This is a genomic window from Caenimonas koreensis DSM 17982 (assembly GCF_009646335.1).
GTDB lineage: Bacteria > Pseudomonadota > Gammaproteobacteria > Burkholderiales > Burkholderiaceae_C > Ramlibacter > Ramlibacter koreensis.
Map to the genome: position 1 here is coordinate 60,247 of NZ_WJBU01000016.1, position 17,279 is coordinate 77,525.

15 protein-coding genes and 1 riboswitch are annotated in these 17,279 nt (G+C 63.6%); of the genes, 9 read left to right on the forward strand and 6 right to left on the reverse strand.

Annotated elements, in window-relative coordinates:
- The first annotated feature begins 155 nt into the window (after positions 1-155).
- Genes GHT07_RS16360 through GHT07_RS16375 form a run of 4 tightly spaced genes read left to right on the forward strand, consistent with a single transcriptional unit; the run spans position 156 to position 4,430 of the window.
- A complete protein-coding gene (locus GHT07_RS16360; protein ID WP_153586236.1) occupies positions 156-644 on the forward strand; it encodes a MarR family winged helix-turn-helix transcriptional regulator in 489 nt (162 codons plus the stop codon).
- Positions 641-2,251, forward strand: coding sequence for an AMP-binding protein (locus tag GHT07_RS16365; RefSeq protein ID WP_153586177.1), 1,611 nt, complete (start codon positions 641-643; stop codon positions 2,249-2,251). Before GHT07_RS16360 ends, GHT07_RS16365 begins: the two co-directional genes overlap by 4 nt.
- Positions 2,252-2,281: 30 nt before the next feature.
- Positions 2,282-3,514, forward strand: a complete 1,233-nt coding sequence (gene gspF / locus GHT07_RS16370) for a type II secretion system inner membrane protein GspF (RefSeq protein WP_153586178.1) — start codon at positions 2,282-2,284, stop codon at positions 3,512-3,514.
- 7 nt (positions 3,515-3,521) lie between these two features.
- The gene (locus GHT07_RS16375; protein WP_153586179.1) at positions 3,522-4,430 is read left to right on the forward strand and encodes a 5'-nucleotidase; all 909 of its coding nucleotides are present in this window, start codon (positions 3,522-3,524) and stop codon (positions 4,428-4,430) included.
- 27 nt (positions 4,431-4,457) lie between these two features.
- On the opposite strand, the gene GHT07_RS16380 is transcribed toward GHT07_RS16375, so the two are convergent.
- Positions 4,458-5,408: a DMT family transporter gene (locus GHT07_RS16380; RefSeq protein WP_153586180.1), complete on the reverse strand. Its 951-nt coding sequence runs from the start codon at positions 5,406-5,408 to the stop codon at positions 4,458-4,460.
- Between the two features lie 56 nt (positions 5,409-5,464).
- Positions 5,465-5,623: riboswitch (FMN riboswitch) on the forward strand.
- Between the two features lie 139 nt (positions 5,624-5,762).
- On the opposite strand from GHT07_RS16380, the gene ribB reads away from it, so the two are divergent.
- The 4 genes from ribB (at position 5,763) to groL (ending at position 9,182) form a co-directional block, all read left to right on the forward strand.
- Positions 5,763-6,368, forward strand: a complete 606-nt coding sequence (gene ribB, locus GHT07_RS16385) for a 3,4-dihydroxy-2-butanone-4-phosphate synthase (RefSeq protein WP_228488394.1) — start codon at positions 5,763-5,765, stop codon at positions 6,366-6,368.
- 347 nt (positions 6,369-6,715) lie between these two features.
- Positions 6,716-6,976: a translation initiation factor IF-1 gene (infA, locus tag GHT07_RS16390; RefSeq protein ID WP_153586182.1), complete on the forward strand. Its 261-nt coding sequence runs from the start codon at positions 6,716-6,718 to the stop codon at positions 6,974-6,976.
- 229 nt (positions 6,977-7,205) lie between these two features.
- Complete coding sequence (locus tag GHT07_RS16395; RefSeq protein ID WP_153586183.1) at positions 7,206-7,496, forward strand: co-chaperone GroES; 291 nt, start codon at positions 7,206-7,208, stop codon at positions 7,494-7,496.
- A gap of 30 nt (positions 7,497-7,526) precedes the next feature.
- On the forward strand, positions 7,527-9,182 hold the full coding sequence (groL, locus tag GHT07_RS16400) for a chaperonin GroEL (protein ID WP_153586184.1): 1,656 nt from the start codon (positions 7,527-7,529) through the stop codon (positions 9,180-9,182).
- Between the two features lie 142 nt (positions 9,183-9,324).
- Here the strand turns inward: groL and GHT07_RS16405 are convergent, their stop codons facing one another.
- The 5 genes from GHT07_RS16405 to GHT07_RS16425 form a co-directional block, all read right to left on the reverse strand.
- Positions 9,325-9,702, reverse strand: coding sequence for a DUF805 domain-containing protein (locus GHT07_RS16405; RefSeq protein ID WP_153586185.1), 378 nt, complete (start codon positions 9,700-9,702; stop codon positions 9,325-9,327).
- Between the two features lie 82 nt (positions 9,703-9,784).
- On the reverse strand, positions 9,785-11,344 hold the full coding sequence (gene pgi, locus GHT07_RS16410) for a glucose-6-phosphate isomerase (protein ID WP_153586186.1): 1,560 nt from the start codon (positions 11,342-11,344) through the stop codon (positions 9,785-9,787).
- Positions 11,345-11,402: 58 nt separating this feature from the next.
- Positions 11,403-12,458 (reverse strand): ABC transporter ATP-binding protein, encoded by a 1,056-nt coding sequence (locus GHT07_RS16415; protein WP_153586187.1) that lies wholly within the window; start codon positions 12,456-12,458, stop codon positions 11,403-11,405.
- Positions 12,455-14,683, reverse strand: a complete 2,229-nt coding sequence (locus GHT07_RS16420; protein ID WP_153586188.1) for an ABC transporter permease — start codon at positions 14,681-14,683, stop codon at positions 12,455-12,457. Before GHT07_RS16420 ends, GHT07_RS16415 begins: the two co-directional genes overlap by 4 nt.
- 4 nt (positions 14,684-14,687) lie before the next feature.
- Positions 14,688-15,695 (reverse strand): ABC transporter substrate-binding protein, encoded by a 1,008-nt coding sequence (locus GHT07_RS16425; RefSeq protein ID WP_153586189.1) that lies wholly within the window; start codon positions 15,693-15,695, stop codon positions 14,688-14,690.
- 122 nt (positions 15,696-15,817) lie between these two features.
- On the opposite strand from GHT07_RS16425, the gene zwf reads away from it, so the two are divergent.
- Positions 15,818-17,272 carry a glucose-6-phosphate dehydrogenase gene (gene zwf / locus GHT07_RS16430; RefSeq protein WP_153586190.1) on the forward strand — a complete coding sequence of 485 codons (1,455 nt, stop codon included), beginning with the start codon at positions 15,818-15,820 and terminating at the stop codon, positions 17,270-17,272.
- Positions 17,273-17,279: the final 7 nt, after the last annotated feature.

Sequence of the window (17,279 nt, forward strand, 5' to 3'; positions counted from 1 at the left end):
GTGCACGTCCTCGCTGATGAAATCAAACGCCGATTGTGCGCCGCACGATATGCATGAGGTGAGGCGCACGGCAGACCCTGGCTTTGCCGTGTTGACACCGCATCGTTTAAGCCTAAACTATTTAGGATCGAACACCAGGAGCCACGACCATGGACATGGACATGGAAGCGCGCGCGCACAGCGAACACCCCGAGGCCCTGCGCCTGTGGCTGCGGCTTTTGACGTGCACGCAGATCGTTGAAAAGCAGGTGCGCACGCAACTGCGCGAGCGCTTCGACACGACGCTGCCGCGCTTTGACCTGATGGCGCAGCTCGAGCGCACGACCGAGGGCCTGAAGATGAACGAGCTGTCGCGCCGCATGATGGTCACGGGCGGCAACGTGACGGGCATTACCGACCAGCTGGTGGCAGAGGGCCTGGTCGATCGCGTCGATGTAGAGGGTGACCGGCGCGCCTACCGCGTGCGGCTCACGCCCAAGGGCCGCAAGATGTTCAACGAGATGGCGCTGCAGCACGAGAGCTGGATCGTCGAAGCATTTGCCGGGTTGACCGACAAGGACATCGCCGTGCTGCACAAGCTGCTCGGCAAAGTGAAAGACCACGCCAGGAATCAGGCGGCCACGGGCGCGGAGGCCGCCGCATGAGCGCACATGCCGACCCGTTTGTCCGCGATCGCATGCCGGCGGCAGACAAGATGCCGCAGCTGCGCTTCGACCTGCCCGAGCTGCAGTTCCCGCCACAACTCAACGCGATTGAAGAGCTGCTCGACAAGGCGGCGCAAAAAGGTTTCGGCGCGCGGCCGCTGCTGCGGTCCAGCCGCATCACGCTCAGCTACGACGATGTGCGTGACCGCGTGGATCGCATCTGCCGCGTGCTCGTCGAAGACATGCAACTCGTGCCCGGCAGCCGAGTGCTGCTGCGCGGTGGCAACTCGATTGCGATGGCGCTCGCGTGGCTGGCGGTGGTCAAGGCCGGCATGATCGCCGTGGCCACGATGCCGCTGCTGCGCGCACGTGAGCTTGGCGACATCATCGACAAGGCACAGCCGGCTGCCGCCCTGTGCGACATCAAACTGCTCGATGAGCTGGAACTCGCGCGGCAAGACAGGCCGGTGCTGGCGCAAGTCGTGGCGTTCAACACGATGGATACGCCTGGCTCGCTGGCTGTGTTGTCGTCGCGCAAGGAAGGCAACTTCCAGCCGTGCCGCACGGCTGGCGATGACGTGGCGATGATGGCTTTCACCTCCGGCACCACGGGCAAGCCGAAGGCTGCGCTGCACACACACCGCGACATCGTCGCCGCTTGCGAAACGTGGCCGCGCCATGTGCTGCGCGCGACGCCGCAAGACATCGTGGTGGGCTCGCCGCCGCTGGCATTTACCTTCGGCTTGGGCGGCATGCTGGTGTTTCCGATGTGGGCGGGCGCGAGCGTGTACTTCCCCGATGCACCGTACACGCCGGAGTCAATGATCAAGACGATCAACGATGTTGGCGCGACGATCTGCTACACCGCGCCCACGTTCTATCGCCAGATGGCACCCTTCGCGCGCGAGCACGGCATGGGCAAGCTGCGCATCACGGTGAGCGCAGGCGAAGGCCTGCCCGATGCAACACGCCAGCTGTGGAAGCAGGCATCAGGCATCGAGATGCTCGACGGCATCGGCGCGACGGAGATGTTCCATATCTTCATTTCATCGGCAGGCGATGAAGTTCGGCGTGGCGCCATCGGCAAGGTGGTGCCGGGCTATACCGCCAAGGTGGTGGACGACGCCGGGAACGAGGTGCCGCGCGGCACGATCGGCAAGCTGGCCGTGATCGGGCCGACCGGCTGCAAGTACCTCGACGACGAGCGACAGGCGGGCTACGTGAAGAACGGCTGGAACTACCCTGGCGATGCGTTCATGCAGGACGACGACGGCTACTTCTTCTACCAGGCGCGCGCTGACGACATGATCATCACGGCGGGCTACAACGTGGCCGGACCCGAGGTTGAAGATGCGCTGCTGCGGCACCCGGCGGTGGCTGAATGCGGCGTGATCGGCCAGCCCGACGAGGAGCGCGGCATGATCGTCAAGGCGTTCTGCGTGCTCAAGCCTGGACACGCCGGCGACGCCGCGATGGCGAAGGCGCTGCAAGACCACGTCAAGGCGAGCATCGCGCCCTTCAAGTACCCGCGCGAGGTCGAGTTCGTCGCGCAGCTGCCGCGCACCGAGACGGGCAAGCTGCAGAGGTTCCGCCTGCGCCAGTCTTGAAGCCCCAGGGTGTGGGGACATAATTCCGCCATGCCCGCCTATTCATTCGAAGCTCTCGACGCCGACGGCACCACGCGCAAGGGCGTGATGGAAGCCGATACGGCCAAGGCCGTTCGCAGCCTGTTGCGCGGCCAGTCGCTGGTGCCGCTCGAAGTCGTGCCCGTCAACGCCGGCGCAGCGGCCAACGAACAGAGCTTCGGCCTGCAGACCAGCCTCTTCACACGCCGCGTTTTCAATTCCACGGGCCTGACGATCTGGACGCGCCAGTTGGCAGGCCTCATCACCTCCGGCCTGCCGCTCGAGCGTGCGCTCACGGCGCTGACTGACGAAGCCGAGCGCGAGCCTGAACGCAATCTGGTCGCCGCATTGCGCGCTGAAGTGAATGCGGGCTCGACATTCGGCAAGGCGCTAGGGCGATTTCCGCGCGAATTCCCCGATATCTACGTGGCCGTGGTGGGCGCGGGTGAGCAAAGCGGCAACCTCGGGGTGGTGCTGGATCGCCTTGCAGATGACCTCGAACAGCAGCAAGCGCTCAATGCGCGACTGCTCGGCGCCGCGCTGTATCCGGCCATCGTGACCATCGTCGCCATCGTGATCGTGCTGTTTCTTGTGTCCTACGTCGTGCCGCAAGTGGCGACCGTTTTCGCGGGCAGCAAACGGGCACTGCCCTTGCTCACCGTGGTGATGCTCGCGGTTGGCAACTTCCTGCGGGGCTGGGGCTGGCTTGCCATCGCCTTGCTGGTCATGGGCTTCATCGGCCTGCGACTGGCGCTGCGCAATGACGCCACGCGCGAGAGCTTCGATGCGGCGTGGCTGCGGCTGCCGCTCATCGGCCGTCTTTCACGCGGCTACAACGCGGCCCGCTTTGCAAGCACGCTGGCGATGCTGGCTGGCGCTGGCGTGCCGATCCTGAAAGCGCTGCAGGCGGCAGCGGAAACGCTGAGCAACCGCGCGATGCGCGCCGATGCAATGGATGCGCTGGTGCTGGTGCGCGAGGGTGCGCCGCTCGCCTCGGCGATGTCGCAGAAAAAGCGCTTTCCGGGCCTGCTGTCGATGTTCGCGCGGCTGGGCGAGCAAACCGGCCAGCTGCCGCAGATGCTGCAGCGCGCAGCGAACCAGCTCAGCGCTGAAGTGCAGCGCCGCGCCATGCAGCTTGCAACGATCCTGGAGCCGCTGCTGATCCTGACGATGGGCTTCTTCGTGCTGATGATCGTGCTGGCGGTGCTGCTGCCCATCATCCAGCTCAACCAGTTCGCGAAGTAGGCATCGCATGGCCGTGACGCTTGACGACAAACTGGTGGTGGCGATTTCATCGCGCGCGCTCTTCAATCTTGAAGAAGAGAACGCGGTGTTCGAGGGCGGCGACGCAACGGCGTACATGCAGCTGCAGCTCGACCGCGTGGAACAGGCGGCCAAACCCGGCATCGCTTTCTCGTTGATCAAGAAGCTGCTGGCTTTCAACACCGAGACGATCCAGCGCGTGGAAGTGGTGATCCTCTCGCGCAACGACCCGGTGTCGGGCATGCGCATCTTTCGTTCGGGCAAAGCGAACGACATCAAGCTTGAGCGCGGTGTGTTCACACAGGGCAGCTCGCCGTTTCGCTATTTGCGGCCGCTGCGCGCGCACCTGTTTCTCTCGGCAAACGCCGACGACGTGCGCGAGGCGCTGGCGGCGGGTTTTCCATCGGCGCGCGTGCTGCCTGAGTCCGTGCTGGCTGCGGCCACGAACTACCCGAACGAAGTGCGCATTGCCTTCGACGGTGATGCCGTGCTTTTCTCCGATGAAGCCGAGCAGGTGTTCCAGTCCCATGGTCTTGATGCATTCCAGCAGCACGAATCGTCCAAGGCGCTGCAGCCGTTGCCTGAGGGCCCCTTCAAACCGCTGCTGGCTGCGCTGCACCGGCTGCAACAAGCGGGTACGCCGCAGATGCGCATTCGCACCGCGCTCGTCACTGCACGCAGTGCGCCCGCGCATGAGCGCGCGATCCGCACGCTGCTGAAGTGGGACATCCGCGTGGATGAAGCGATGTTCCTGGGTGGACTGCCCAAGGGCGAATTCCTGCGTGAGTTCGAGCCTGACTTTTTCTTCGACGACCAGACGGGCCATGTGGCGCATGCGGCGCAGCACGGCATTCCGTCGGGGCATGTCGCCAGCGGCGTCTCGAACACCAAGCATTGAGCCGCCACCGCTGCAACTGCAGCGGCGTTAGCGAATGCGCGAGCGCGCTTCGCGGCGTGCGATCCAGATGGTCGAGGCGCTGATCACGATGCCGCCGATGATCGTGGACTGGCTCGGGATGTCGGAGAACACCAGAAAGCCCATGATTGACGCCCAGACGAGATCGAGGAACTTCACCGACTGTGTCGCCGAGATGTCGGCCACGCCGAACGATTGCGTCAGGCAGTAGTGGCCGGCGGCACCGATCAGGCCGCAGAACAGGAACGCGATCCATTGCCAGGCCGTCGGCCATTGCCACGCGAGCAGCGCAAGCGGCAGGCTGAAGATCGATATCGTGATCGACTGCCACACGACGATCACTGTGGTGCGTTCATGGCGCGTGAGCGCTTTGGTGATGAGGAACGAGGCTGCGAACACAGGCACTGAAGCGAGCATCACCAGGTTGTAGATGCCGCCCTCGCCGCCGAGCTTGGGCGCAACGACGATCGCGACGCCGGCGATGCCAAAGAGTGCTGCGACCCATCGATCCCACCGCATCTTCTCGCCGAAGAACCACGACGCGCCGATCATGATGAAGATCGGGCCGGTGAACGCAATGGCGGTTGTGTCTGCCAGGCCGATGTAGGGCAGCGCCCAGAACCAAAGCACCAGGCCGATCGTGTGGACGCCGCCGCGCGTGAACTGGCCGATCACGTTCTTGGGCATGTACGACGACATGCCTGCATGCGCGACGAGCGGCAGCATCACGACAAGACTCGCGACATAGCGCAGGAACTGCGTCTCGAAGGCGCTGAGCTCCATTGCGAGCTTGCGCATCACCGTGTTGAGAATGGAGAACAACAGGCCGGCTGCAGCTGACCACATCAGGCCGCGCACCACCGGGGGCAGCCGCGACGCACGCCGGCGCACCACGCTTGCATGACGAACGAGCAGCGCGCGTTTGGCGCGACGCGCACTATCTTCACTGCTTGTCTCCATTGCGACCCACTATAGCCCACACACTCTTTGCAAGCGGCGCGCAGCTTCTATAGTCGAGTGGTCTTCAGGGCGGGGTGAAATTCCCCACCGGCGGTAGGCAGGCCGAAAGGTTTGCGAGCCCGCGAGCGCTTCGGCGTACGCAAGTACAACGAAGGTCAGCAGACCCAGTCCAATGCTGGGGCCGACGGTCATAGTCCGGATGAAAGAAGACGCGCTGCGGCACTTGTGTCGCGGCGTGGTCGGCTGCCGCCTTGAAGCGCTTTGTTTGTTCAACCAACAGGAGCGTTTCATATGACTTCCACTTCCGAAGCTTCCCTTGCGTCCACGGGCGCATCCACCATCGAGGTGACGCTGATGCCTGAGGTGATCGCACAGATCGCCGCGGGCAAACCGGTGCTCGTGCTCGACGACGCAGATCGCGAAAACGAAGCAGACCTGATCTGCGCTGCCGAGCGAATCACACCCGCTGTGATGGCGATGATGATTCGCGATGGCAGCGGCATCGTCTGCCTGTGCATCACGCCAGACAAAGCCAGCGAGCTGCGATTGCGACCCATGGTCGAAGTCAATCGATCTCGCTTTGCGACGGCCTTCACACAGTCGATCGAGGCGGCGCATGGCGTGACCACCGGTGTGTCCGCGAAGGACCGGGTGCAAACGATTCACTGCGCGCTGCGCTCCACGCTCGAACACAGCGAAATCGTGAGCCCCGGCCATGTATTCCCGCTGATCGCGAAACCCGGTGGCACGCTCGAGCGTGACGGCCATACAGAGGCAGCGGTTGATCTGCCTTGGCTGGCGGGGCTCGCGCCTGCAGGCGTGCTGTGCGAATTGATGAACCCCGATGGCACGATGGCCAAGGGCGAGCAGGTGGCGCGCTTCGCCATGGAGCATGGACTCGCCTGCACGACAGTGGCGGCGATAGCGGCGCATCGCCGCGAACTGGCAGCGTCACGCTAGCGGGAACTGCGCAGTTGCACGTGCTGCGCATCGTCAAGCTGCCCGGGCAGTAACCCGGGCACCGACCGGCCGCTTTGCTGGTCGCCTCTTCCCCACAAAAACACGGGCATCGTAGCTGCGGCGCCGGTGGATGAGTGCGCGCCTGCTTCGCGAAGCGCATAATGGATGGTTGTGCGGGTGATGCCCGCGCACCCGCTGGCGGGGCGGTTCCTGGCACGATGAACACCGCAAGCGACGGGCCCGCCATGGCCGGCCGCAGATGAACCCGCTACCGGCTCCCGAACCGGTCGCCCCCGCAACCCCGACCCTCCTGTCAACGGCAGGCCGGTCCTGAAAGTTATGACTGAATGGCCAAGGAAGAACTGATTGAAATGCGCGGCAAAGTGTCCGAAATTCTGCCGGACTCGCGCTACCGCGTGACCCTGACGAACGGGCATGAACTGATCGCCTACACCGGCGGCAAGATGCGCAAGCACCACATCCGCATCATCGCGGGCGACGACGTGACCCTCGAACTCTCGCCCTACGACCTGACCAAGGGCCGCATCATGTTCCGTCACCTGCCCGAGCGCAGGCCCCAGACGGGCGCTCCGATGCAGCGGCGCTGATCGCTCAGTGCACCAAACAAAACAGCCGGCACCAGCCGGCTTTTTTGTTTGCCGCCGGGAACAGGCTGGCACTTGAAATGCCATGAAAAGGCCGTATCATTAGCACTCAGTGAACGGGAGTGCTAACAGCTCTGCTTGAGCGTTTCAAGCGACTTCCGCCTCACGCTGAATAAGCGCTAACTTCGTTGGCGCGTTTTGATTTCCCTAGTGTTCAAGTCAAGGAGATGCAATGAACCTTCGCCCTCTCGCCGATCGTGTGATCGTCAAACGCCTCGATGCAGAAGAAAAGACCGCCAGCGGCATCGTTCTGCCCGGCAATACCGCCGAAAAGCCTGACCAAGGTGAAGTCCTGGCCGTTGGCCCCGGCAAGAAAGACGACAAGGGTGCCATCCAGGCCATGAGCGTCAAAGTCGGCGACCGCGTCCTCTTCGGCAAGTACAGCGGCCAGACCGTCAAGGTCGATGGCGACGAGTTGCTCGTCATGAAGGAAGACGACCTGTTCGCAGTCGTCGAGAAGTAATTTCCTCAACCAGATTCGGAGAATTCAAAAATGGCAGCTAAAGACGTAATTTTCGGCGGCGAGGCACGTGCCCGCATGGTTGAAGGCGTGAACATCCTGGCCAACGCGGTCAAGGTCACGCTGGGCCCGAAGGGTCGCAACGTGGTTCTGGAGCGCTCGTTCGGCGCCCCCACCGTCACCAAGGACGGCGTGTCCGTCGCCAAGGAAATCGAACTGAAGGACAAGCTCCAGAACATGGGCGCGCAGATGGTCAAGGAAGTTGCTTCCAAGACGTCCGACATCGCCGGTGACGGCACGACGACGGCTACCGTCCTCGCGCAAGCCATCGTTCGCGAAGGCATGAAGTACGTGGCCGCGGGCATGAACCCGATGGACCTCAAGCGCGGCATCGACAAGGCTGTGACGGCCCTGGTCGAGCAGCTGAAGAAGGCTTCCAAGGCCACCACGACCTCCAAGGAAATCGCGCAAGTCGGCTCCATCTCGGCCAACAGCGACGAGACCATCGGCAAGATCATCGCTGACGCGATGGACAAGGTCGGCAAGGAAGGCGTGATCACTGTGGAAGACGGCAAGTCGCTCGAGTCCGAACTCGAAGTTGTCGAAGGCATGCAGTTCGACCGCGGCTATCTCTCGCCCTACTTCATCAACAACCCGGAAAAGCAGTCGGCCCTGCTCGACAACCCGTTCGTGCTGCTGTACGACAAGAAGGTGTCGAACATCCGTGACCTGCTGCCGATCCTGGAGCAAGTTGCCAAGGCCGGCCGTCCGCTGCTGGTGATCGCTGAAGAAGTCGAAGGCGAAGCCCTCGCTACTTTGGTCGTCAACACGATCCGCGGCATCCTGAAGGTTGTCGCCGTGAAGGCTCCTGGCTTCGGCGATCGCCGCAAGGCCATGCTGGAAGACATCGCCATCCTCACGGGCGGCAAGGTCATCGCTGAAGAAGTAGGCCTGACGCTCGAGAAGGTCACGCTGGCTGACCTGGGCCAAGCCAAGCGCATCGAAGTCGGCAAGGAAAACACCACGATCATCGACGGTGCAGGCGCCGGCGCCGACATCGAAGCCCGCGTGAAGCAGATCCGCGTGCAGATCGAAGAAGCCACCAGCGACTACGACCGTGAAAAGCTGCAAGAGCGCGTGGCCAAGCTGGCCGGCGGTGTTGCCGTGATCAAGGTGGGCGCTGCCACCGAAGTCGAAATGAAGGAAAAGAAGGCTCGTGTCGAAGACGCGCTGCACGCAACCCGTGCTGCCGTTGAAGAAGGCATCGTGGCAGGTGGCGGCGTTGCGCTGCTGCGCGCCAAGCAAGCTGCTGGCGAGATCAAGGGCGACAACGCCGATCAGGAAGCCGGTATCAAGCTGGTGCTGCGCGCTATCGAGTCGCCCCTGCGCGAAATCGTGTTCAACGCCGGTGGCGAAGCTTCGGTGGTGGTGGCAGCTGTGTTGGCCGGCAAGGGCAACTACGGCTTCAACGCTGCGAACGACACCTATGGCGACATGATCGAGATGGGCATTCTGGACCCGACGAAGGTCACGCGCACTGCCCTGCAGAACGCTGCTTCCGTCGCATCGCTGATGCTCACGACCGAAGCCATGGTTGCCGAAGCGCCGAAGGAAGAGTCTGGCGCCGGTGGTGCTGGCATGGGCGGCGGCATGGGCGGTATGGGTGGCATGGGCGGTATGGACATGTAAGTCCATTCACCTTGAAATCGCTGCGCGATTTCAAGGTGCTCTAGTCAGATGAGAAAAAGCCGGCGAAGCCGGCTTTTTTTCATGGGGGATCGATCTGCGCGTTGCTGCGATCGATCCGGTGCCCCGGTGGGGACTCGCTTTTTTACTGCTGGCCGGGGGCGATGTCCATGGCCGCAGCCGGTGTGCCGCTTGGCGGCTCGCCGTATTGGTTGGCTGCGGTGTTGCCGGGCTGGGCCATGAGGTAGATCAGGAACAGTGTGCCGAAAAACGGGATGAAGCTGAGCAGCTGAAACCAGCCGCTCTTGCCCGTGTCGTGCAGGCGGCGTGCGCCAGCGGCCAACATGGGAATGAACAACGCCAGCGCCGCAATGCCATAGAGGTAACGGCTCACCATGCCGGTGATGGCCAGCACGACCACCCAGAACAACACGAACCACCAGAACTCGGGGCGCGCTGCGCGGCCCGTGAAATCGGCGTACTTGTTCAAACAGGTTTTGACAGCCGAGATGTATTCATCCATCGCGCTCACTCCTCTTGCCCGGGAAAGACCCCGGCGCGGATGATAGGACGAAGCCAGCGCCGCGGATAGGGGCCGGCTTTCGTCAGCCCGCTGGCGACAGGCGACGCAGCAAGCCCGCTGTCGATGCGTCCAGGCCGGCCACATCGCCGCTGGCCAGCCTGGGCGCAATGTCCTTCGCGAGCACCTTGCCAAGCTCGACGCCCCATTGGTCGAAGCTGTTGATGCCCCAGATCGAGCCACTGACGAACACGCGGTGCTCGTGCAGCGCGATCAATGCGCCAAGACTGGCTGCATCCAGCCGCTCCAGGATGAAGAACGTGCTGGGCCGATTGCCCGTAAAGTCGCGGTGGCCGCCCGCGTCGCGCTTGCCTTGCATCAGGGCCTGCGCCTGCGCAATGGCATTGGCGAGCAGCTGCTCGTGGTGGCCCGGCAACTCATGCCTGGCCTGCTTCACAGCAATGAATTCGACGGGCACGACATCAGTGCCCTGGTGCAGCATCTGGAAGTAAGCGTGCTGCCCATTGGTGCCCGGCTCACCCCACAACACGGGTGAGGTCGCTATCGATAGCGCCCGACCCTTCGCGTCAACACGCTTGCCATTGCTCTCCATTTCGAGCTGCTGCATGTAGGCCGGCAGCCGCCGCAGCGCACCGTGATACGGCGCGATGCTGCGGCTCGCAAAGCCATGGAAGTTGCGATACCAGACATCGAGCAGGCCCAGCCGCACAGGCAGGTTGGCATGCAACGGCTCGGTTGCGAAGTGCCTGTCCATCGCATGTGCGCCCGCCAGCATCTCGCGAAAGCCTGCCGCCCCAATCGCGATTGCAATTGGCAGACCTATGGCAGACCACACCGAGTAACGCCCGCCCACCCAGTCCCAGAACCCGAACGTCGTCGTGATCCCGAACGCTTTCGCGGCGGCGACGTTGGTCGTGAGTGCCGCAAAGTGCCGCGCGATGTCCGTTCCGCCATTCGATTCGAACCAGGCCTTCGCCGAGAGCGCGTTGGTCATGGTTTCTATCGTCGTGAATGTCTTGGACGCGACGAGGAACAACGTGCTTTGCGGCTTGACTTGCCTGAGCACCGCCGCAAGTTCATGCCCATCCACATTCGATACGAAGTGAAAGCGCTTGCCTTCGATCGCATCGTCGCCCAGCGCAGTCACGGCCATTTGCGGGCCGAGGTCCGAGCCGCCGATGCCGATATTGACGACGTCGGTAATGGCCACATCAGCGCGCACACGCTCGGCATAGTCGAGCATGGCATCCAGTGTTTCGTGCACCAGCGCCGCGTCAGGGTCGCTCGACGCACCTTTGGGCGAGCGCAGCAGCCAGTGCTTCACCGCGCGCTGCTCTGTGACGTTGATGGCCTCGCCGGCAAACATCGCATCGCGATGCTTTTCCAGCATGCACTCGCGCGCGAGTTCGAGCAGGAGCGAGCGTGCGTGTTCGTCGATCAGCCCTTTCGAAAAGTCGGCGAAGACGTGCGGCGCCTGCTGGCTGAAAACGTCAACACGACCTGGATCAGCAGCAAGCGCATCGCGCGCGTCGAAAGCGCGGCCCTCGCGTTCGTAGTGCGCAACCAGCAGCGCCCATGCTGCCGTGTGATCACAGTGAGGGCGGGAGATGCCGGGGGTAGTCATGCAGGCATTATGAAAGCGCGCGCCAGAAAGCGGGCGAGAAGTCCAGCTCTGCTGGGCCTTAACTCGACTGCACGACGGAGACGCCGTGATCGGCCAGCCCCAGGCCCACGTCGCAGCCAAGCTCAAGCACGCGCGTCAGCTGCGACGACACGACGAAAATCGGGCCCAGCTCAGTTTCGAACGTGTACTCGTAGATGCTGCCCAGGTACGACAGCTTGGCCAGCCGCGCTGCCAGCCCCGTGCCGGGCGGGCCGATGTGCCATGCCTCGGGGCGCACCGCCACTTTGACTGCGCCTTCATTCATTGGCGTGCGCGACTTGAACCGCAGGGGCCCCAGCGCCACCATGCCGGCCGCATCGACCCTGGCAGGGAACAGCATCGCCTCGCCCATGAACCCGGCAACGAACTCGCTCGACGGATATTCATACAGCTGCTCAGGCGTGCCGCTTTGCGCGATGACGCCCTGGTCCATCACGATGATCTGGTCGCTGACCGCAAGTGCCTCGCTCTGGTCATGCGTGACGTAGGCCACCGTGAGGCCCAGGCGCTGTTGCAACGCACGAATCTCCTCACGCATTTCGCGGCGCAGCCGTGCATCGAGGTTGGACAGTGGCTCGTCGAACAACAGCACTGCGGGCTCCAGGACAAGCGCACGCGCGAGTGCAACGCGCTGCTGCTGCCCACCCGACAGCTCACTGGGCAAGCGCGCATCGAAACCTACCAGGCCCACGTTGCGCAGCGTCTCCACGGCACGTGTGCGGGCCGGCGCCTTGTCGATGCCTGACATGCGCAGGCCATAGGCGACGTTCTCGACCACATCCATGTGCGGGAATAGCGCGTAGCTCTGGAACATCATGCTCACGTTGCGCTCGGCGGGCCCGAGGGTTGTCACGTCGCGGCCCGCAATGAATATCTCGCCTGACGTGGGCGACTCCAGGCCCGCGATCATGCGCAGCGTGGTGGTCTTGCCGCAGCCCGACGGACCGAGGATCGTCGTGAGTGTGCCGCTTGCGACCGTGAAGCTGATGCCCTTCACCGCGAACGGCGCGGGCGCATCACCGTAGCGCTTGGTGACATTGCGGAACTCGATGCCCGTGCCTGCATGAGTGGTCATGCGATTCCCTGTGATGTAGCGACGGCCACTGCCGCCTTGCGCCGGCCGAGCTTGCGCTCGCCGACGACGAATTGAATCAGCGCCGTCACGATGCTCATGAGCACGATCAGCACGGTGCAGTACGCAAGGGCCACGCCGTAGTCGCCATTGCCGACGCGGCCAATGATGTAGGTGGTGGCCAACTCGTTTTCTGCAGTCACCAGAAAGATCACCGCCGACACGGTGGTGATGGCACGCACGAAGCTGTACACCAGCGCCGCAATCAGCGCAGGCTTGAGCAGCGGCAGCACCACGTAGCGCAAGGTCTGCACACTCGATGCGCGCAGCATGATCGATGCTTCGTCCAGCGACTTGTCGAGCTGCTTGAACGCGGCTGTGCCCGCGCGAACGCCGACGGGCAGGTTGCGGAACAGGAAGCACAACACAATGATCAACCCCGTGCCCGTGAGCTCGAACGGCGGCACGTTGAAGGCGAGGATGTAGCTCACCCCCAGCACCGTGCCGGGGATGGCGAAGGCCAGCAGCGCCGAGAACTCGAACATCGCGAGCCCCTTGAACTCGGTGCGCGCCAGCAAGTAGGCGATGAGCAAGCCGAGCACGGCTGTCAGCGGCGCAGAGATCGCGGCGAGCTTGATTGTCGTGAAGAACGAGTTCCACGCTGTACCCGCCCACACAAGGCCGAACTGCCCCCACTCGAGCGAGAACGCCGTGCTGAAGTGCGAAAGGGTCGGCGTGTAGTCACGCCCCCAGGTCTGGACAAACCCGCCAGCGAACGCGAACACGTACACAAGCGCAGTGAATGCCATCCACGGCAGTGCAACGCCGTACACGATCTTGCGAACACGCGGCGGCAGGGCCATCGCCACGCCGGCATCGCCCTTGCCGCTGACGGTGGTGTAGCTCTGCTTGCCCAGCACCAGCCGCTGCACCGCAAACACACCCAGCGCAAAGAGCGTGAGGATCCACGCGAGCGACGCTGCGCGGCCCTGGTCATATTGCGCGCCGACGATCGCAAAGAAGATCTCCGTCGAGAGCACCGAGAACTGCCCACCAACCACGACCGGATTGCCGAAGTCCGCCATGCTCTCGATGAAGCCGACGAGAAATGCATTCGCCAGGCCCGGCTTGAGCAAAGGCAGTGTGATGGTCATGAACGTGCGCTGCGGGCTGGCGCGCAAGGTTTGCGCCGCCTCTTCCAGGCTCGGCGCTACGCCTTGCACGACGCCGCGCATGATCATGAAGGCGATGGGCGCAAAAGCGAATGTCTGCGCGATCCACACGCCGAACCAGCCATAGAACCAGCGCGTGGGATTGATGCCGAATGCCCATTCGAGCAACTGGTTCACCAGGCCCGCACGGCCAAACAACAGGATCAGGCCCAGCCCGACGACAAAGGGCGGCGTGATGATCGGCAGCATCGCCAGCACGTTCAACGGCTTGCTGTATTTGTTGCCAGCGCGCTCTGCCATCAACGCCATCAACGTGCCGAGCACCGTCGTGCTCAGTGCCGTTGCCACGCCGAGGAACAGCGTGTTCCATGCCACGCCGCAGCGCACGCCGCCGTAGAGGCAGCTCAGGCCGAAGTTGCGCTCGCTGGCCACACGCTCGAAGAGCGACAGGAATGAGAAGCGGCCCTCTTCAGTGAAGAACGCGCTCGACAGCGCCTTGAGCACGGGATACACGATGAACAGGCCAAGCAAGGTGCCGCTCACGACCACCGCCGCCGCGATGAACAAGTCGCCCTTGAAGAATCCACGCCGTGCCAGGCCGAAGGCGGTGAGCACCACGAGCGCCGTGAGCGCGACGAAACCGCCCCATCCGACACCAAACTGGTTCTTTGCGAGTTCGCCAAACAACTGATTGAGCCACTCGCCGCTCCAGCCCTTGGCGCCGATGAGAAAGCCGGCACCGCCCACACCGAGCACGCCCACGAGGCCGCCAGCCACCAGCAACGCGCCTTGCGCTCGACCCGGTGCCTGCACCGCGCCTGCCGCTGCGATGCAGATGCCGGCGATGCCGAGCCCCAGCCACACACGCCCGTACACAAGTGCCTGCATGAGCCCGTTGGCTTTGTCGTCGCCGCCGAAGACCTGCGGGATCGCGGTGAGGCCGTTGGCGTCCTGCAGCGCGTACCAAGGCAGCGCCAGGTAGCCGGCGACGGCGATGGCGATCCACCACCAGATCACCGTGTTGCCTGAAGATCGTGCTGGCGCGCGTGTCGTCATGCCGTCATCGCGGCAGCGAGTTCACTTCCTTCTCCCAGCGCGCAATCAGGCGCCGGCGCTCCGTGCTGGCGCCGTACTTCGCGTAGTCGTAGTTGATGAACTTGATCTTCTTGAAATCGGGAACACGCGAATCGACCTTGGCAGCCTTGTTGCTTGGCAGCTGGAACTGTTTGGCCGCGGCAGCCATCTCCTGCGCGGCGGGCGTCAGCGCCCATTCGTAGAACTTCTTGGCGGCGTCGAGGTTGCGCGCGCCCTTGATGATGCTCATGGAGCCAATCTCCGCGCCCGTGCCCTCACTGGGCGTGATTGTCTCGACGGGGAAGCCCTGCATCTTCTCGCCCGGGCCGTCGTGCACGAAGCTGATCGACACGGCCGTCTCGCCGCGCGCCACAGCCTTGATCGGGCCGGTGCCCGAACGCGAATACTGGCTCACGTTCTTGTGCAGGCTCTTCAAGTAGTCGTACGCCTTGTCTTCACCCATCAGCTGCACGAGCGTTGCGATCATTGTGTAAGCCGTGCCGCTCGATGCGGGGTTGGCCACTTGCACTTCGCCCTTGTACTCGGGCCGGGTCAGGTCGGCCCACGACTTGGGCACGGGCAGCTTCTTGCGTGCGAGCAACTCCGTGTTGTAGCCAAAGCCCAGCGGGCCGGAGTAGATGCCGACCGTTTTGTACGCCGACTGCTTGGCTTGTTGCTGCGCCCACTCGTGCAGCTGCGGCAACGAAGGCGACTTGTATTCGATCGTCAGGCCTTGTTCGGCGGCTTGCAGGTGCGGGTCGCCGGTGCCGCCGAACCACACATCAGTCTTCGGGTTTTCCTTTTCGGCAATGAGTTGCGCGAGCGCTTCGCCCGAGCCCTTCATCGACACGTTGACTTTGGTGCCCGTGGTGCGGGCGTACACGGTGGAAATCATGTTGCACCACTCGGCCTGCACCGAGCAGATGATGTTCACGTCGGCGGCGGCGCCGAACGACAGGCCGGCGAGCGTGGCGGCCAGCAGATGCTTTTTCATGGGGTTCCCTCTTCTGATTTGGCTTCGCTTCAAGGATAGGCGGCGCATGCCCTGCACTCGATGGGGGAAACACCAGTCGAGCCAAACCCGCTACAGTCGGCAGACCACCAACTGGACGGACCATGAGCTTCGATCTCGTTCTCTTCGGCGGCACAGGCGATCTTGCCTGGCGCAAGCTGATGCCGGCGCTGTTCCAGTCTTTTCGCCATGGCACGCTGCCCGAAGGGGGCCGCATCATCGGTGTGGCGCGTGATGACCTGAGCGATGACGGCTACCGCGAATTGATCCGCACGCGCTTCGACGAGGTTGATCTCTCCAAACGACCGACGCCCGAAGAATTCAGTCGTTTTGCTTCGCTGCTGCATTTCGTGCGCATGGACCTGTCGGACCCGCGCGACTACCAGCGCCTGGCCCTCCAGCTAAACGAGCGCAAAGCCGATACGGTGGTGATGTACCTCGCGACAGCGCCTTCACTCTTCACGATCACTTGCGAGCAGCTCGCAGCTGCCGGCCTGAACACGGCCCACACGCGCATCGTGCTGGAAAAGCCGCTGGGCCACGACCTCGCGTCGAACCGGGCGATCAACGAGTCGGTGCGCAAGGTGTTCAGCGAGAACCAGATCTTTCGCATCGACCATTACCTGGGCAAGCCGTCAGTGCAGAACCTCTTCGCGCTGCGGTTCGGCAATGCCTTGTTCGAGCCGCTGTGGCGGCGCGAGAACATCGCCAACATCCAGATCACGATCGCCGAAGACCTGGGCGTGGAAAAGCGTGGCGCGTTCTACGACAACACCGGCGCGCTGCGCGACATGGTGCAAAACCACGCGCTGCAACTGCTGTGTGCGCTGGCGATGGAGCCGCCCATCAACGCGCACGCCGATGCGATCCGCGACGAGAAGCTGAAGGTGCTGCGCTCGCTCAAGCGCTGGACGAGCGAGTCACTCGGCCAGCATGTCGTGCGCGGGCAATACATTGCCGGCAGCGTCAACGGCGAGAGCGTGCCTGCCTATCGCAATGAGCCGGGCGTCCATGCGCAGAGCAACACGGAAACGTTCGTTGCGCTGCGTGCGGAGATTGCGAACTGGCGCTGGGCTGGTGTGCCGTTCTACATCCGCACCGGCAAGCGGCTGGCCGGGCGCGATGCGCGCATCGTCATCAGCTTCCGGCCGACGCCGCATGCGATCTACAAGTCGCCCGCCGGCGAGGCGAACCGCCTGATCATCCACCTGCAGCCCAAGGACGGCCTGGAGCTCCACCTGCTCGCGCAGGGTCAGGAAATGCGCGGCGCGATGCAGTCGCTCGCGCCTGTGCACCTGGACCTGGATTTCGACAAGCGCTTCGGCACCGAGCGCGTGGGCGCGTATGAGCGCTTGCTGCTCGACGTGATTGACGGACGGCTCAACCTGTTCGTGCGCAGCGACGAGCAGGAAGAGGCCTGGCGCTGGGTGGAGCCGATCATCGAGCACTGGCGAAATGAATCGTCCGGGCCGCGCGCGTATGCAGCGGGAACGTGGGGGCCGAGCGCCGCAAGCGCGATGATCGCGCGCGACAACCACTGCTGGAATGAAGAGTGCTGACGCCTGC

Bases quoted from the DNA above. Each gene is read 5' to 3' on its own strand.
- GHT07_RS16395 (WP_153586183.1), top strand. From the start codon at position 7,206: ATGAACCTTCGCCCTCTCGCCGATCGTGTGATCGTCAAACGCCTCGAT.
- gspF (WP_153586178.1), top strand. From the start codon at position 2,282: ATGCCCGCCTATTCATTCGAAGCTCTCGACGCCGACGGCACCACGCGC.
- GHT07_RS16415 (WP_153586187.1), bottom strand. From the start codon at position 12,458: ATGACCACTCATGCAGGCACGGGCATCGAGTTCCGCAATGTCACCAAG.
- GHT07_RS16380 (WP_153586180.1), bottom strand. From the start codon at position 5,408: ATGGAGACAAGCAGTGAAGATAGTGCGCGTCGCGCCAAACGCGCGCTG.
- pgi (WP_153586186.1), bottom strand. From the start codon at position 11,344: ATGACTACCCCCGGCATCTCCCGCCCTCACTGTGATCACACGGCAGCA.
- GHT07_RS16375 (WP_153586179.1), top strand. From the start codon at position 3,522: ATGGCCGTGACGCTTGACGACAAACTGGTGGTGGCGATTTCATCGCGC.
- GHT07_RS16425 (WP_153586189.1), bottom strand. From the start codon at position 15,695: ATGAAAAAGCATCTGCTGGCCGCCACGCTCGCCGGCCTGTCGTTCGGC.
- ribB (WP_228488394.1), top strand. From the start codon at position 5,763: ATGCCTGAGGTGATCGCACAGATCGCCGCGGGCAAACCGGTGCTCGTG.
- GHT07_RS16420 (WP_153586188.1), bottom strand. From the start codon at position 14,683: ATGACGACACGCGCGCCAGCACGATCTTCAGGCAACACGGTGATCTGG.
- infA (WP_153586182.1), top strand. From the start codon at position 6,716: ATGGCCAAGGAAGAACTGATTGAAATGCGCGGCAAAGTGTCCGAAATT.
- groL (WP_153586184.1), top strand. From the start codon at position 7,527: ATGGCAGCTAAAGACGTAATTTTCGGCGGCGAGGCACGTGCCCGCATG.
- GHT07_RS16360 (WP_153586236.1), top strand. From the start codon at position 156: ATGGACATGGAAGCGCGCGCGCACAGCGAACACCCCGAGGCCCTGCGC.
- zwf (WP_153586190.1), top strand. From the start codon at position 15,818: ATGAGCTTCGATCTCGTTCTCTTCGGCGGCACAGGCGATCTTGCCTGG.
- GHT07_RS16365 (WP_153586177.1), top strand. From the start codon at position 641: ATGAGCGCACATGCCGACCCGTTTGTCCGCGATCGCATGCCGGCGGCA.
- GHT07_RS16405 (WP_153586185.1), bottom strand. From the start codon at position 9,702: ATGGATGAATACATCTCGGCTGTCAAAACCTGTTTGAACAAGTACGCC.